Raw genomic sequence first — 15,186 nt, 5'->3', positions numbered from 1 at the left:
CTCCTCAGCGATCAGGGGGTCCGGGCCGAAACGGCGCCGCGGTACCAGTACTCGAGGGTCAAGATGTGCCAGAGATGCTTGGACCGGTCCTGCTGCCCGGACGCGTCTTCGTCCACGAGCTTCCGCAGGGCCTCCCGGCGGAGGAACCCGGCCTTCACCAATTCACCTTCGTTCGTCACCTCGCGCACCAGAGGCGCGAGGTCGCGGCTCATCCAAGCCCGCAGCGGCGCGCTGAACAGCCCCTTCGGCCGATGCACGATCTCGGCGGGGAGGATGGACAGCGCCGCTTCCTTGAGCGCCATCTTCCCTTGGCGCTTCACGATCTTCTTGTCCCCGGGGATCCGGAACGCGGCCTTCACGACCTCGATGTCGACGAACGGCGTCCGCACCTCGGTGGAGGCGGCCATGCTCGACCGGTCGGTGTAGGCGAGGTTGAGCCCGGGCAGGAAGAGCCGCGAATCGGCGAGGCACATGCGGTTCACGAAATCCGACAACGTGTTGTCGTGATAGGTGTCCGCGTGTTCGGTGATCACATCGTCGACGGCGCCCGCGAGATCCGGGTTCAGCAGGCCGGCGAGTTCGGCCTGGTCGTACATCGTGTAGCTGCGCCGGAACGCGGTCTCCTCGGGCAGCTCCGCGAACGAGAGGAACCGCTTGGCGAACCGGACCGAACGGAACCCGCGCTTCGAGGTCGCCACCGGCAGTCTGTCCACAAGGGACTCGACGGGCCGCCGCACGAGACCGGGAACCCGCTGGTACCGGACGGCGATCTTGTTCGCGAGATGCTTGCGGTACCCGGCGAACAGCTCGTCGGCGCCCATCCCCGAGAGCATCACCTTGACGCCGGCCTCACGGGCGGCGGTGCAGATCAGGTAGCTGTTGATCGCCGCCGGATCGCCGATCGGCTCGTCGAGGTGGTAGGTCATCCTCGGCAGCAGGTCGAGCACCTGCGGCGCGATCTCGATCTCGTGCAGGTCGACGCCGAACTTCGCGGCGACCTTCTTCGCGTACATCAGGTCGTCGGGCATGGCCTCGAACTTCGCGTCCTCGGCACGGAAACCGATGGTGTACGCGGAGATCCCCGGCCGCTCGCGCGCGGCGAGCGCGGTCAGGTAGCTGGAGTCGAGCCCGCCGGAGAGGAACGTCGCGACCGGCACGTCGGCGATCAGGTGCTTGCGCGTGGAGTCTTCGATGACGGCGTTGAGGTCGAACTCGCCTTCATAAGCGGCGCCCTCTTCGGCGACCTGGCGCAGCGACCAGAAGGTGCCGCGTTCGACGTCGCCGTTCGGCCGGAACCGCGCCCAGCTGCCCGGCGGCAGCTTCTCGGCCTCGCGGAACGCGCACCGGCCGTCCGGGACCCAGTAGTAGAGCAGGGACGCGACGAGCGCGGTGTCGTCGACGGTCAGCGAGCCGCCCAGTTCGGCCGCCAGCGCCTTCAGCTCGGACGCGAACGCGACCCCCTTGCCGCGGCGCACCAGGAAGAGCGGCTTGATACCCAGCTGGTCGCGGACCAGCACCAGCTCACCGGAACGCTCGTCGAAGACGCCGAACGCGAACATGCCGCGCAGCCGGTGCAGGCCCTCGGTGCCCCACTTCCGCCAGGCTTCCAGCAGGACCTCGGTGTCGGACGTGCCCCGGAAGCGCACACCGGCGGCTTCGAGTTCCTTCCGCAGCTCCGGCGCGTTGTACAGCTCGCCGTTGTAGGTCAGCGCGAGCCCGTCCTTGACCATCGGCTGCGCGCCGGTCTCGGTCAGGTCGACGATCGACAGCCGTCGGTGTCCTAAATGGACTTCTCCGTGGTCGTACCTGCCGGAACCGTCGGGGCCCCGGTGGGCGAGTGTCTTGGTGAGCCGATCGGTGAGCGGTCCCCCGTCCGGCCAGAAGTAGGCCCCTGCGATGCCGCACATCTGCTCTCTCCCCCTACAAGGCTTCGGCGTTATCCGGTGACACAGGCGCGAATCGTTTGGTCGGCGCATCGGCGTTGTCGTCGGCGCGTTTGTACGGGGTCGGATGCCGCCGCGCGCTCTTCTTCTCCCGCGGGAACATCTCGACCGGCTTCACCACCGGCCGCGGCTCCCGTCGTTCCGGCGGGGCCGTGCGCTCCGGCACGGCACCGGCGCGACCGCGCAACGCGGTGTGCAGGCCGTCCCACAGCGTCCCGTCGGTGTGGTCGCGCGGATCCGGGTCCACCACCACGACGCCGATGATCGGGATCCGCCGGTCCGCCAGCTGACGGGCGACGGTGTGCAGCCATTCGGTGTTCGCGTGCCCGGCGCGCACGACGAGGATCGTTTCCCTGCCTAGGAATTCGAGGTCGGTCCACGCCGTACCCGGCTCGACGGAGCCGACGCCGATACGCCGTTCGTTCGCGGCCATCGGGACGTCGCCGCGGTCCAGCACCTGGACCGGGCCCTGGCCTGCCAGCTCGCGGAGGTCCGTCTTCGGCAGGTCGTCGACGAGCGACACCGGCCCCTTCTCGGCCAGTTCGCGCGCCATGTCGACGGCGAGCGCGGCGGTGATCTGACGGGCGCCGAGGTCGAGCAGCGACACCGAACCGCGCTCCTGCCGGGCCGCTCGGACGAGGGTCGCCGCGACCCGCTGCCGCCGGGTCGCCGCGCGCGAGCGGCGCAGGAACCGGGGCGGCTTCGGCAACTGCGCGATCACGGAGGCGCCGAGATGCTGCGAGATCTCGCGGCGCAGCACCGGCCGGTCCTTCACCACGCTCGTGACGGCCGCGAGCCCCAGCCCGGCGAGCAACCCCAGCGCGAAGCCGATCCCGGCGTTAGTGGCGAGGGTCTTGAGCAGTGAATGCGGCAGGATCCGCGGCGCGTCCACGATCTGCGTCCCGGCGGCGACCTTCGGCGTGCCGATACCCGCCTCCTGCGCGCGGCCGTCGTAGTCGGAGATCTTGGACGTCAGCTCCGCGCGGCGCGAGTACAGCCGCTCCAGCTGGGCGGGATTGGCGTTGCGGCCCTTGGCCTCTTCGGTGACGATCGACGCTTCGATCGGGGTGAGCTCGTTCTGGGCCTGGTTGCGCTGGTCGAGCAGCGCCTTCTGCTGCGCCGCCGCGGCCGCCTGGTTGCGGCCGATGTACTCACCGATGAAGGCGTCCGAAATCGCCTGCGCGCGGGCCAGCGCCTCGTCCTTGGTCTTGCCCTTGACCGTCAGCTGGAGCACGTTGTTCGTCAGGCCGAGCCCCTCGTAATCCTTGAGGAACTCCTCCGGCGCCTGCGTGCTGTTCAGCTTCTTGAGCGCCTCGCCCGCCGTCTTCGTCGTCTGGAGCACGGCGACGTCGGTACGCATCAGCGTTCCGCTGTCGGTCGGCGAATCGTCGGGGTGGATCACGAGGATCTGCGCGACCGCGGTGGGCGGCGACGGCAGGAGCATCGCGACCAGCCCGCCGGCGATCAACCCCAGCAGGGCGGTCGCGAGCCACATCCGGCGTCGTCTCCGTATCGAGACGACCAGCCGTTGCAGATCGATGAGCGGTTCTGACTTCGCTTTTTCGGCGCTGGTCACGCGGTACCTGCCAGTGCTTCGTGGTCGGACGGGGTGGGCGTGCCGGGCCGGGTGCGGGCCGGCCGGACCGGCCGGATCAGCACGGTGCCCACCATGGCGAGACCGGCGTCGGCGACGGCTTCGGCGATCCCGACCAGCTCCCACGCGGACCGGGAGCCGAGGCTCGTCACGACGAGGACCCCGTCCGCGTCGGTGTCCGCGACGACGGGCCGTGCCGGGGACACCGTCACGACGGTGAACCACCGGCCGGCGAGCGCGGCGAGCCGTTCGGCGGCCGCCCGCCCGGCGTGATCGCCGTCGGCGGAGACCACGAGCAGCCGCCGGTGCGGCAGCCGGGAGATCAGCCGCCGGTACAGGACGTCGGAGTCGATCTCGTCCGCGAAGACGTCGACCCGCGGGACGTTCCACGGCCTGTCGTCACGGAGGAGCTTGGCCCGCAACGTGGTGGCCGGGGGCGCCTGCTCGACCGCGTCGAAGGTCGCCAGCACCGGTCCGCCGATCGCCGCGGCGATCTCCTCCTCGTCCCGCAGCCGGCGGTCGGTGCGGGCGGTGAAGAGGTGACCGAACAGGCCGATGAGGAAGAACAGCGCCGCGCCGCCGAGGGCGAGCTGCGGAAGAGTGGGCGCCGCCGCCGAGGACGGCAGTTCGGCCGAGCCGAGGACGACCATGTTGCCGAGGCCGCTGGCGGTGTCGGCCGCGTTCAAACTGGACATCGCCGACTCGATCGACGAGCGCAGGCCCTGCAGTTCGGTGCGGAGTTGGACGCTCTCGACGGTCGTCTTGCCTTCGTTGACCTTCGCGGAGAGTTCGCTGATGCGCTGGTTCGTCTGCTGGACCTGCTGGCGCAGCGTCTCGCGGCGTTCCTGCGCCAGCTGGACCGCCGCGTCGCCGGAACCGGCGATGATCTGCGTCGAGTACTTCACGAACTCGCCCGCGATCTGGTCGGCCATCCGCTGCGTCTGTTCGGCGGTGTCACCGGTGGCCTCGATGGTGATGACATTGCCCTGTGCGACCGACGTGGCCACCCTGTCCCGCAACTCGGCGCCGGACATCCCGTCGCCGAGGCCGGCGGCCGCCCGGTCGAGCACGACCGAGCTGGTCGCCACCTCGGCCTGGGTGAGCAGCTCGTCCGCCTCGCGCGGGCCCTGAAGAAGGACACTGGACGTCGTCCGATAGCCGGGCGAAAGGATCACCGACGATCCCGCGCCGATCAGGGCGCCGAGCACGGCGAGGACCACCAAGGTCCGCCATCGCCCGCGCAAGACCTGTCCGATCATGGACAGGCGCACCGTGTCGTCAGTCAAAGCCGGGGTCTCCCATCGGTGCGTGCGGGTGCAGCATCAATCCCGTCGGAGCGACCGCGATGTTGGTTACAGGATTGCCCGAGTCTTGTTCAAAACGCGACCGGGATGTCGATCACCGGACCGCGGCCGCGTAGGCCGCGAGCAGGGCTTTCTGAGAGTTCTCCCACGAGAGCGGACCGGCAACGCGCGCCCGGCCCAGCTCACCCATCTCGGCCCGCTGTTCCGGCGAGTCGAGCAGATGCGCGATCAGCTTCGCGAACTCCGGCTCGTCGTTCGCCGGCGCGTACAGCGCGGCCTCCCCGGCCGAAACGCGGGCCTCCCGCAGTTCGAAGGAGACGATCGGACGGCTCATCGCCATGTACTCCATGATCTTGTTCATGGTCGACACGTCGTTGAGCGGGTTCAGCGGATCCGGCGACAGGCAGACGTCGGCCGAGGACAGGTAGCGCAGCAGATCCTCGTCGGAGATCCGGCCGGTGAACTCGACCTGGTCGTCGAGCTTCAGTTCCTTGGACAACGCCACCATGGCGTCGAAGGCGTCACCGGAACCGATGAACACGGCATGCCAGTCGTCACGGCCGACCTCGTCACGCAGCGAAGCCAGCGCGCGCAACGCGTAGTCGACGCCGTCCTGCGGACCCATCACGCCGAGGTACGCGAGCAGATGCGGCTTGCCCTTCTTCAGCTCGGGCTCGGCCGGGACCATGTGGAACCGCTCGACCACGGGCGCGCTGCGCACGACGAAGACGTCGTCCGGCGACTTGCCGCCGCGCTTCACGGCGACGTCCTTGTAGCTCTCGTTGGTCGCGATGACGACGTCGGCCGTCTTGTAGGTGCGGCGCTCCAGCGCGCAGACCGCGCGGTACAGGAAGTCCTCCCCGCGGTGGAAGCGCGAGAGGTACAGCTCGGGACAGAGGTCGTGCTGGTCGAAAATGAACTTCGCGCCCTGCCGCTTGAGGTACAGCGCGACCAGGAACAGCAGGTCCGGCGGGTTGCAGGCGTGCACCACGTCGACCTTGCCGACCTTGCGGGCGAGCCGGAGCGTGTGCCACAGCGCGGAGCCGTACTCCTGGACGTACCCGGCCGGGCCACCGGTGGCGGCCTTCAGCGGGTATCGCAGGATGTGGACGCCGTCGATGGTGACCTCGGCTTCGGTGTCCCGTTTCGTCCCTTGTGGACAGATGACGTGGACTTCCCAGCCGGCGTCGCGAAGGGTCTGGCACTCCTGCCAGACGCGGCGATCGAAGGGGACGGAAAGGTTCTCGACGAGGATGAGAGCTTTACCAGGCAAGACCGACATATCCCTCTTCAGCCCGGCGCTCGGCGGCGTCGGGTACGCGGACGAGATCGATGATGGTGCGGCCGCCGCCGGCCGGGAGCGCCGCGAGGACCTCCGGGTCGGAGGAGCCGATGAGGCAGACCTCGGCGTGGTCGACGACCTCGTCGATGGAGCCGGCCAGCAGCTGGCCGAGATGCGGCAGCCTGCCCTCGATGTACTCGCGGTTCGCGCCCATCAGTCGCGAAAGGCTGACGTTGGCGTCGTAGATGCGGAGGTCGTAACCCTTGCCGAGCAGCCGCTCCGCGAGCTCGACGAGCGGGCTCTCGCGGAGGTCGTCGGTGCCGGGCTTGAACGACAGACCGAACAGGCCGATCTTGCGTTTTCCGGTGCGCGCCACCAGATCGAAGGCGCGCTGGAGGTGTTCGTCGTTGGAGGGCAGCACGTGCGAGAGGATCGGCACGGCGACGTCCGCGCGGTGCGCGGCGTAGACCAGGCCGCGCAGATCCTTGGGGAGGCACGAGCCGCCGAAGGCGAACCCGGGGCGAAGGTAGGCGGGGCTGATGTTGAGCTTGCGGTCGGCGAGGAAGACGTCGATCACCTGGTGCGAGTCGAGCCCCAGCGCGCGGCAGATCGCGCCGAGCTCGTTCGCGAAGCCGATCTTGAGCCCGTGGAAGGAGTTGTCGGCGTACTTCGTCATCTCGGCGACCGGGATCGCGACGCGGAAGACCTCGCCGGGCAGCCCTTCGTACAGCGCCGCGACGACGTCGCCGCTGGCCGGGTCGAGTTCGCCGATGACGGTCTTGGGCGGGTCGAAGAAGTCCTTGACGCTGCTCCCCTCGCGCAGGAACTCGGGGTTCACCGCGACGCCGAAGTCGACACCGGCGGTGCGGCCGGACGACTTCTCGAGGATGGGGACGAGCAGGTCCAGGCAGGTGCCGGGGAGCATGGTGCTGCGGAAGACGACGGTGTGCCGTTCGGTCTTGTCTCGGAGCGCTTCGCCGATCTCCTCGGCGACGCGCTCCAGGAACGCCGTCGACAGGCTGCCGTTCGGCGCGGACGGGGTACCGACACAGATCAGGGAGACTTCGCTGTCCGCGATCGCCTGTCTCACGTCGGTGGTCGCTCTCAGCTTGCCCGCAGCGACCACCTCCGCGGTCAGTTCCCCGATCCGTTCCTCGACCACCGGCGCCTTGCCGCTGGAGACGAGTTCGATCTTCACCGGGTTCACGTCGACCCCGACGACCTCGTGCCCGCGTCCGGCCAGGCACGCCGCCGACACGCAACCGACGTAACCGAGCCCGAAGACACTGATCTTCATGACGAATTCCTCCAGCCGCATTCCGCTGCCCGTTGGTCGGCGGTGGGACCGGGTTCGTTACCGGTGTCCGTCGTTCGCCTGCTTTTGGCGGAATGCCTGTGCGGCAAGGGAATTACTCATCGTTCGAAGGGCGCGAAACGCTACAGGGCGCGCGTAAGGGTTTCGTCTCGATCCGCACGAGACCCGTAAACACGGTTGAGACGCCTTTGAGGTTGCCCGGCGTTGTCACCGGAATGTTCCGCTCTGGCCGCCTGGATGTTCCGGACTTTAGGTTCGCTTCGTCAACGATCGCCTGGGGACGTCCGTGAGGGACGGGTGCTCGTCGGGCGGGACTGGGGGAACACCATGCGAAGAAAGTCGCTGCGCGCGATCGGCGCGTTGACCGTGGCCTTCACGGTCACCGGGCTGATGACCGCCGTGCCCGCGTACGCCGCCACCGGCCCGAACATCAAAGTGACGGCCAAGGCCCAGGAGGGACGCTGGCTCCCGGGCGACGCCATCCCGATCGAGGTGACGGTCGCCAACATCGGTGACACGACGGCGAATCAGGTCAAGGGATACGGCGACCGGGAGTCCGGCGCCTATTTCGCCATCGAGGAAGCCTCTTGGGGCGACCTCCGATCCACGGACGGCGCCACCTACGCGCCGGGCGAGAGCAGGACGTACACGCTCAAGGGCAGCGTGTACACCCTCACCGAGGGAAACCCGGTGCTCGTCATCGACGTGAGCGGTCCGGGAGAGGCCGACTACTCGGACAACCGGAGCCGGACCACCGTCGGACTGCTTTCACCCGACACCACCGACCGAGTCGCCGGGGTCCTCTACGGCGACCGCAATGAGGACGGCAAGCTCTCGCCCGGGGAAGGACTCGCCGGCGCCGAAGCTCGATTGATCGGTCCGGGTATGTCGGAGTACCTCGTAGCGGTCACCGACGCCGAAGGCCGATTCGCTTTCGATGCCGTACCGGTCGGCCCCAACATCTCTTGGCATTTCGAGAAGCTTCCGGACGGCTGGGTGACCGGATACCCACCGAGCCTGAGGGTGGACGGCAGCGGGCAGAACACCGCGCTCGAAGGCAGAGCGATCCGTCCGCTGACGGATGCGCTGAGCGCGAAGATCACGCTCGACAAGACGAGCTACGCGGTGGGCGAGACCGCGACGGCGACGGTGACGCTCACGAACGCCGGCACTCGCGAAGTCAGCGGTCTGTACGCGGGATGCGACCCGGGCGGCTTCGAGCGGGGCCTGGAGGTCCCGGCGGCCCAGTGGGGTGCGTTCAGTTACGTGAACAAGGCGGGCAAGGTCGCCCCTGGGCAAAGCGTGGTCTTGAAGGTCACCGGCACGGTGCCCGCGAAAGCGGGCGCCTACGGTCAGACCGGGCTCGACTGCTGGTTCGACAACGACAACTCCTTGAGTTCCGGGCCGTATGCCTACGAGAACGCGAAGGTGCCGGGTAAACGGGCCGACTCCCGCGGCCGGATCTGGACCGACAAGAACGGCAACGGTCAGTGGGACTCCGGCGAGCAGGTGCCGAACGTGACCGTCACTTTGACCACCGACGGCGGGAAACTCGTGTCGCTCGCGAGGACTGGCGCCGACGGCTGGGTGACCTTCCCGAACGTCGCGGTCGGTGTCTACCAGTTGCGGGCGATCGCGCCGTGGCGGGCGGGCGGCGACACCGATGTGTACGTCATCGCCCCGCCCTACGGGTTCGGCGACTGGCACCAGCAAGTAGTCCGGCGCTGAACGAAGAACGGCCCCGGGCGCGAAAGCTCCCGGGGCCGTTCGATTTCCGTCAGCCCTGAACGAACTTCGCCGCCAGCCCCTCCCCAACGGAAGTCGCCTTCCCGTGGTTCTCGATGGGCGAGACCTTCGAGTTCTTGAAGCAGATGTACGTAACGCCCGAGTCGACGCCGCCGTTCTTCGGGTCCGGGTTGATGCCAAGCGCCTTCGCTGTCGCGTAGGACGCCTCGCCGATGATGTTCTTCGGGCCGGTGTCGCCGATGACGGTGTAGAGCACCTTGTCGTTGTAGATCACCGCGCACGAACCGGCGCCCTTGAGGCCGGCCTTCTCGAAGTTCCACGTGCTGCTGATGCTCGGCACGACGATGTAGGGCGTCTCGTCGGCGACCAGCGCCTTGCCGTCGGAGCGCGGGTACGCGGTGCCGTCCTGGAACCACGGGTCGGTGTTCTTGTTGCACCGCGCGGTCGGCTGCCCGTCGCAGTCGACGTCCATGTCGGCCTTCCAGAACACGGCGCTACCCGCGTCGCAGACCGCGATCGTCCGGCCGGTCTCCTCGTCGGTCTTGTACTTGCCGTTCGAGACCTGTTTGCAGCTGGTGGTCTTCGCCAGCAGCTGCTGCGCGGTCGGGCCCGCCTGCACCGAAGCCGCGGCAGTCGCCGCGGGGGCCAGTCCGGCGGCCACCACCATCGCCGAGAACAGGAGCAGTTTCCGCATACCGAGCACCCCTTAGTTAATAAAGCTTCTTTATCGAGGGTGCTCAGAATGCCTTCGCCGACGGTTCGGCTCAAGGGTTATTTTCCCACTGTACAAGGAAAATCGGTCAAAAGCGGGCAAGCCTGGCGACCCGCGCCATGATCCGTCCCGCTCGACGGTACAGACCTTCCCGGTTACCGAGCACGCTGTCGATCCATTCCTGATCGACGTCGTGCCGGACCTCGGTACGCGGCCGCAGCCAGCTGTCGCGCGACACCGCTCCGCCTTCGTGCGTGTAGACCCGCGTCGCGCCGGAACGCCGGAGCCTGCTGAGCACCCGCCGGTCGTAGGCGCCGAACGGCGGCGCGTACGCGCGCACGGGTTTCCCGCTCAGGTCCGCGAGCAGTTTCGGCGCGACTTCGAGTTCGCGCCGGGCGTGCCTGCCGTCGAGCCGCCGCCAGTCGCGGTGCTCCCAGCCGTGCGAACCGATCGACATGCCCGCTTCGACCAGTGCGCGAAGACCGTCGGCGTCGAGGAAGCCCCGCTGCCCGATCCGGCCGGCGAGGGGGAAGAACTCGGCCGTGAGATCGCGCTCCACCAATCTGGGGAGCGCGATCTCGACGTCCGAGGAGTTGCCGTCGTCGAAGGTGAGCCCGACGTCTTCACGTCCGGCCACCGCGTCGAGCACCCGCTCGAACTGCTCGACGGTCACCCATGTTTCGTCTTCACCCGGATCCAGCGCGCGCACGGGTTTGCCCACGCCGCCGATCGCCAGGATCACCATCCGCGCCTCATTCGGGACCGAGTATGTTTCCCGATTAATCGCGTTGGCGAATGGAGTAGTTACATGATCTCGCAAGGTGTCCACTAATGGATTACTTGCGGATCTCCAGGGTGCAGCACTTCGGGCCGCCGCCCGCCTTCCGGAGCTCGGAAATGTCCAGGAAGACGACCTCGTAGCCGCGTTCGGTCAGCCGCGCCGCCAACCCGGTCGCCTCGACCGGCAGGACTACGTTGCGGCCGTCGGACACCCCGTTCAGGCCGAAACACTCCGCGTCGGCCCGGTCCGCGATTACCGCGTCGGGGAACATCCGCTCCAGCACCTTCCGCGACCCGGCCGAGAAGGCCTCCGGGTAGTAGGCGATCTGGGCGGACGTGGTGTCGGTCGCCTCGGCGAGCACGAACAGCGCGGTGTCGAGGTGGTAGTAGCTCGGGTCGATCAGCCGCAGCGAGACCACCGGGACGCCGAGGACCTCCTGCGCCTCGGCGTGCGCGGCCGGGTCGGTGCGGAAGCCGGTGCCGGCGAGCAGGACCTTGCCGGTCCAGGCGAAGTCGCCTTCGGCTTCGTTGATCTTCTCGGGCATGGTGATGTCGCGATAGCCGTGCTCGACGAACCAGCGGCGGAAGTGCTCGGCCTCGGCGGTGCGCTGCGGGGCGCGGAACCGCGAGCCGAGGACCCGGCCGTCGACGACCGTGCCGGAGTTCGCGGCGAACACCATGTCGGGCAGGCCGGGCTGGGCGTCGATCTCCTCGACGGTGTGGCCGAGGCGTCGGTAGGTGTCGCGGAGTTCGGTCCATTGCGCCATCGCGGCGTCGACGCTGACCGGGACCGACGGGTCCATCCACGGGTTGATGACGTAATCCACCGCGAAGTACCGCGGCGGGCACATGAGGTAGCGGCGCGTCGTGGGTACACGGGGCTGCTGCTCCAGTTCCGGCATACCCGAAGGGTAAGGGTTACCTAATTCCGCAATCAATCGCTGTTCGCTGCGCACATACCTGCTAAACATTGCGTGTGAACACCATCGACCAGCGAATCGTTTCGTGCCTGATGGCCAATGCGAGGTCCAGCTACGCCGACATCGGCAAAGTCGTCGGCCTGTCCGCGCCCGCGGTGAAACGCCGGGTCGACCGGCTGCTCGAAACCGGGGTCCTGCGCGGGTTCACCGCGGTGGTCGACCCCGAGGCGCTGGGCTGGGGCACCGAGGCCTTCGTCGAGATGACCTGCAACGGCAACATCACCCCGGCCCGGATCCGCGCCCGGCTGGAGCCGCTTCCCGAGGTCGTCGCGGCCTACACGGTGTCCGGCGCGGCCGACGCGATCGTCCATCTGCGCGCTTCGGACATCCATCACCTGGAGACCGCCCTGGAACGGCTCCGCGGGCTGGAGATCGTCGACCGCACGGTCTCCACCGTCGTCCTGTCCAGGCTGCTGGAGCGCCCGCCGACGCCCGAAGCGTGACACCCTCGACCGCGTGACCGATCAGATCCGCTCCAGCCATGACGGCGGCGTCGCCGTGCTCACCATCGACGCGCCCGCGACCCGCAACGCATTGACCCTCGACCTGTCCGCGCAACTGGCCGAGGCCGTCTCGCGCGCCGAAGCCGACGAGAGTGTCCACGCCTTGGTCGTCACGGGCGCGCCACCGGCGTTCTGCGCGGGCGCCGACCTGGACACGCTCGCCGGCGCCCGGGAGGACGGGCTCCGCGCGATCTATGACGGCTTTCTCTCGGTGGCGCGGTGTTCCCTGCCGACGATCGCCGCGGTCGGCGGGGCCGCCGTGGGCGCCGGACTGAACCTCGCGCTCGCCGCGGACGTCCGCATCGTGGGACCGAAGGCGAAGTTCGTGGCCAGATTTCTCGATCTCGGCATCCATCCCGGCGGCGGGATGACGTGGATGATCCAGCGGCTCGTCGGCCCGCAGAAGGCCGCGGCGATGACACTCTTCGGTGAGGTCGTCGGCGCCGAAGCCGCTGTCGAAACCGGGCTCGCGCTCCGGCTCGTCGAAGGAGATCTGGTCGAGGCCGCCCGTGAACTGGCGAAACCCGCCGTCGGCGCTCCGCGAGACGTGCTCCTGGCGACGAAGCGCACGCTTCGGCACACCGCCACGCTGACCGACCATTCGGCCGCCGTCGACGCCGAGATCGAACCTCAGGTGGCGTCACTCACCGCGCCCGCGTTCACCGAACGGCTGGCGAGGTTGCGGGCCTCACTGTCCAACTGCTGACCGTTCCTCGACTGGACTTCACTACGCTTGAAGGAGATACGGCTCACAATCGAGCCGAATCGCTGACCGTTACCATCAGTAACAGATAAACCGGATAATCCCCGCTCAGCGACGAGCTCAGGACACTTGAGAAGTAGGTCCGGCCCGTTTCTACGGCAACCTGGGAAGTGTGCCGAGGGCTAACCTCGGGACATGGACCTGTGACCTGGCCGACATCGCCGGGCGAGGCACGCCGATCCCCGGCACGGCCGGGGACGACGCACGTCGGGAGAGAGGGAATCCCTGACCTATGAGCACGAGCGCGAACGGCAACGGCTCCTTGTCGGCCGTGCGGCCGACCGAGGTCGCCAAGCTGGACCGGGTGGTCATCCGGTTCGCCGGCGACTCCGGTGACGGCATGCAGCTGACCGGCGACAGGTTCACCTCGGAAGCGGCCGCCTTCGGCAACGACCTGTCGACCATGCCGAACTTCCCCGCGGAGATCCGCGCGCCACAGGGCACCATCCCGGGCGTCTCGAGCTTCCAGGTGCACTTCGCCGACTACGACATCCTCACCCCCGGCGACCGGCCGGACGTCCTGGTCGCGATGAACCCCGCCGCGCTGAAGGCGAACCTCGCCGACGTCCCGGCAGGCGGGACGATCATCCTCAACACCGACGAGTTCTCCAAGCGGAACCTGGTCAAGGTCGGCTTCGAGAACGACCCCCTCGACGACGACACCCTTTCGGCCTATCAGGTCCACCGGGTCGCCATGTCGACGTTGACCAGGGGCGCGCTCGAAGAGACCGGACTGTCCAAAAAGGACGCCGAACGCGCGAAGAACATGTTCGCGCTCGGTCTGCTCTCCTGGATGTACCACCGGCCGACCGAAGGCACGGAACGGTTCCTGCGTGAGAAGTTCGCCAAGAAGGCCGACATCGCCGAGGCCAACATCCTGGCCTTCCGCGCAGGCTGGAACTACGGCGAGACGACGGAGTCGTTCGCGACGACGTACGAGGTCGCGCCCGCGAAGCTGAACCAGGGCACGTACCGCCAGATCACCGGGAACACCGCGCTGGCGTACGGGCTGGTCGCCGCCGGGCAGCAGTCCGGCCTGCAGATCCTGCTCGGCACGTACCCGATCACCCCGGCGTCGGACATCCTCCACGAGCTGTCCAAGCACAAGAACTACGGAATCCTCACCTTCCAGGCCGAGGACGAGATCGCCGGTATCGGCGCGGCGCTCGGCGCCTCCTACGGCGGCGCGCTGGGCGTCACCTCGACGTCCGGGCCCGGGGTCGCGCTGAAGTCCGAGGCCATCGGCCTCGCGGTGATGACCGAACTGCCGCTGGTCGTCGTCGACGTCCAGCGCGGCGGCCCGTCGACCGGCCTGCCGACCAAGACCGAGCAGGCCGACCTGCTGCAGGCGATGTTCGGCCGCAACGGCGAATCCCCGGTGCCGATCGTCGCGCCGCTGTCCCCCGCGGACTGTTTCGACGCGGCGCTGGAGGCCACCCGGATAGCGCTGAAGTACCGCACGCCGGTGTTCCTGCTCTCGGACGGCGCGATCGCGAACGGCTCCGAGCCGTGGCTGATCCCGGACGTCGAGGATCTGCCGGATCTGCGCGTGGAATTCGCCACCGAGCCGAATGCCGAGGACGGTTCCGGGGAATTCTGGCCGTATGTACGCGACCCCGAGACCCTCGCCCGCGAGTGGGCGCTGCCGGGCGCCGCCGGTCTGCAACACCGCATCGGCGGGCTGGAGAAGGCCGACAAGACCGGCCACATCTCCTACGACCCGGACAACCACGACAGGATGGTGCGGCTGCGCCAGGCCAAGATCGACGGCATCGACGTCCCGGACCTCGTCGTCGACGATCCGAGCGGCGGCAAGGCACGAGTGCTGGCACTCGGCTGGGGCTCGTCCTACGGGCCGATCGGCGCCGCGTGCCGCCGCGTCCGCAAGGACGGCATGCCGATCGCGCAGGCGCATCTGCGCCACCTCAACCCGTTCCCCGGCAACCTCGGTGACGTACTCCGTTCGTACGACACCGTCGTCGTCCCGGAAATGAACCTCGGCCAGCTTTCGATGCTCTTGAGGGCCAAGTATCTCGTCGACGTGAAGTCGTACACGAAGGTCGCCGGGCTGCCCTTCAAGGCCGAAGAGCTGCAAGGCGTCTTCACGGAGATCATCACCAGTACGGAGGGGGCGAAGTGACCGCGATCGACCTGGGGATCCCCACCCTCGGCGGCTTGGACCTTGTGCCGACCGAGACCGAACCGCAGAAGGCGAAGGACTACAAGTCGGACCAGGAGGTCCGCTGGTGTCCCGGCTGCGGTGA

At 68.3% G+C, this 15,186-nt stretch carries 12 protein-coding genes and 1 pseudogene; 5 read left to right on the top strand and 8 right to left on the bottom strand.

Features of this window, described 5'->3' with window-relative positions:
* Window positions 1-11 precede the first annotated feature (11 nt).
* The 5 genes from asnB to DMC61_RS22230 all read right to left on the bottom strand — a co-directional run bounded on the left by asnB (window position 12) and on the right by DMC61_RS22230 (window position 7,420).
* Complete coding sequence (asnB, locus tag DMC61_RS22250) at window positions 12-1,907, bottom strand: asparagine synthase (glutamine-hydrolyzing) (protein WP_125691027.1); 1,896 nt, start codon at window positions 1,905-1,907, stop codon at window positions 12-14.
* Between the two features lie 13 nt (window positions 1,908-1,920).
* Window positions 1,921-3,519, bottom strand: coding sequence for a Wzz/FepE/Etk N-terminal domain-containing protein (locus DMC61_RS22245; protein ID WP_125691025.1), 1,599 nt, complete (start codon window positions 3,517-3,519; stop codon window positions 1,921-1,923).
* Complete coding sequence (locus DMC61_RS22240) at window positions 3,516-4,796, bottom strand: exopolysaccharide biosynthesis protein (RefSeq protein WP_125691023.1); 1,281 nt, start codon at window positions 4,794-4,796, stop codon at window positions 3,516-3,518. The genes DMC61_RS22245 and DMC61_RS22240 overlap by 4 nt, the downstream gene beginning before the upstream one ends.
* 139 nt (window positions 4,797-4,935) lie before the next feature.
* Entirely contained in the window at window positions 4,936-6,123 is a 1,188-nt protein-coding gene (locus tag DMC61_RS22235) for a glycosyltransferase family 4 protein (protein ID WP_125691021.1), read from the bottom strand.
* Entirely contained in the window at window positions 6,104-7,420 is a 1,317-nt protein-coding gene (locus DMC61_RS22230) for a nucleotide sugar dehydrogenase (RefSeq protein WP_072031146.1), read from the bottom strand. Before DMC61_RS22230 ends, DMC61_RS22235 begins: the two co-directional genes overlap by 20 nt.
* A 345-nt stretch (window positions 7,421-7,765) precedes the next feature.
* Between DMC61_RS22230 and DMC61_RS22225 the strand changes: the two genes are divergently transcribed.
* Window positions 7,766-9,166, top strand: a complete 1,401-nt coding sequence (locus DMC61_RS22225) for an SdrD B-like domain-containing protein (protein ID WP_125691019.1) — start codon at window positions 7,766-7,768, stop codon at window positions 9,164-9,166.
* Between the two features lie 49 nt (window positions 9,167-9,215).
* Here the strand turns inward: DMC61_RS22225 and DMC61_RS22220 are convergent, their stop codons facing one another.
* The 3 genes from DMC61_RS22220 to ddaH form a co-directional block, all read right to left on the bottom strand.
* Window positions 9,216-9,878 carry a glycoside hydrolase family 75 protein gene (locus tag DMC61_RS22220; protein ID WP_016330991.1) on the bottom strand — a complete coding sequence of 221 codons (663 nt, stop codon included), beginning with the start codon at window positions 9,876-9,878 and terminating at the stop codon, window positions 9,216-9,218.
* A gap of 106 nt (window positions 9,879-9,984) precedes the next feature.
* Complete coding sequence (locus DMC61_RS22215; RefSeq protein WP_125691017.1) at window positions 9,985-10,641, bottom strand: polysaccharide deacetylase family protein; 657 nt, start codon at window positions 10,639-10,641, stop codon at window positions 9,985-9,987.
* Between the two features lie 91 nt (window positions 10,642-10,732).
* Window positions 10,733-11,578, bottom strand: coding sequence for a dimethylargininase (gene ddaH, locus DMC61_RS22210; protein WP_172843537.1), 846 nt, complete (start codon window positions 11,576-11,578; stop codon window positions 10,733-10,735).
* Between the two features lie 74 nt (window positions 11,579-11,652).
* On the opposite strand from ddaH, the gene DMC61_RS22205 reads away from it, so the two are divergent.
* The 4 genes and pseudogenes from DMC61_RS22205 to DMC61_RS22190 all read left to right on the top strand — a co-directional run.
* Entirely contained in the window at window positions 11,653-12,099 is a 447-nt protein-coding gene (locus tag DMC61_RS22205) for an Lrp/AsnC family transcriptional regulator (RefSeq protein ID WP_005151923.1), read from the top strand.
* 13 nt (window positions 12,100-12,112) lie between these two features.
* On the top strand, window positions 12,113-12,865 hold the full coding sequence (locus tag DMC61_RS22200) for an enoyl-CoA hydratase (RefSeq protein WP_125691015.1): 753 nt from the start codon (window positions 12,113-12,115) through the stop codon (window positions 12,863-12,865).
* Window positions 12,866-13,154: 289 nt separating this feature from the next.
* A complete protein-coding gene (locus DMC61_RS22195; protein WP_125691013.1) occupies window positions 13,155-15,062 on the top strand; it encodes a 2-oxoacid:acceptor oxidoreductase subunit alpha in 1,908 nt (635 codons plus the stop codon).
* Window positions 15,059-15,186 (top strand): annotated as a pseudogene (locus DMC61_RS22190) (2-oxoacid:ferredoxin oxidoreductase subunit beta); the annotation flags it as partial. The gene DMC61_RS22195 and the pseudogene DMC61_RS22190, both read left to right, overlap by 4 nt.

Source organism: Amycolatopsis sp. WAC 04169 (assembly GCF_003947535.1).
GTDB lineage: Bacteria > Actinomycetota > Actinomycetes > Mycobacteriales > Pseudonocardiaceae > Amycolatopsis > Amycolatopsis keratiniphila.
The sequence above is the reverse complement of the archived record's forward strand: the minus strand, read 5'-3'. Positions and strand labels throughout refer to the sequence as shown.

Coding starts and splice junctions, on each gene's coding strand:
- DMC61_RS22220 (WP_016330991.1), bottom strand. CDS start 9,878: ATGCGGAAACTGCTCCTGTTCTCGGCGATGGTGGTGGCCGCCGGACTG.
- DMC61_RS22240 (WP_125691023.1), bottom strand. CDS start 4,796: ATGATCGGACAGGTCTTGCGCGGGCGATGGCGGACCTTGGTGGTCCTC.
- DMC61_RS22215 (WP_125691017.1), bottom strand. CDS start 10,641: ATGGTGATCCTGGCGATCGGCGGCGTGGGCAAACCCGTGCGCGCGCTG.
- asnB (WP_125691027.1), bottom strand. CDS start 1,907: ATGTGCGGCATCGCAGGGGCCTACTTCTGGCCGGACGGGGGACCGCTC.
- DMC61_RS22230 (WP_072031146.1), bottom strand. CDS start 7,420: ATGAAGATCAGTGTCTTCGGGCTCGGTTACGTCGGTTGCGTGTCGGCG.
- DMC61_RS22225 (WP_125691019.1), top strand. CDS start 7,766: ATGCGAAGAAAGTCGCTGCGCGCGATCGGCGCGTTGACCGTGGCCTTC.
- DMC61_RS22235 (WP_125691021.1), bottom strand. CDS start 6,123: ATGTCGGTCTTGCCTGGTAAAGCTCTCATCCTCGTCGAGAACCTTTCC.
- DMC61_RS22195 (WP_125691013.1), top strand. CDS start 13,155: ATGAGCACGAGCGCGAACGGCAACGGCTCCTTGTCGGCCGTGCGGCCG.
- ddaH (WP_172843537.1), bottom strand. CDS start 11,578: ATGCCGGAACTGGAGCAGCAGCCCCGTGTACCCACGACGCGCCGCTAC.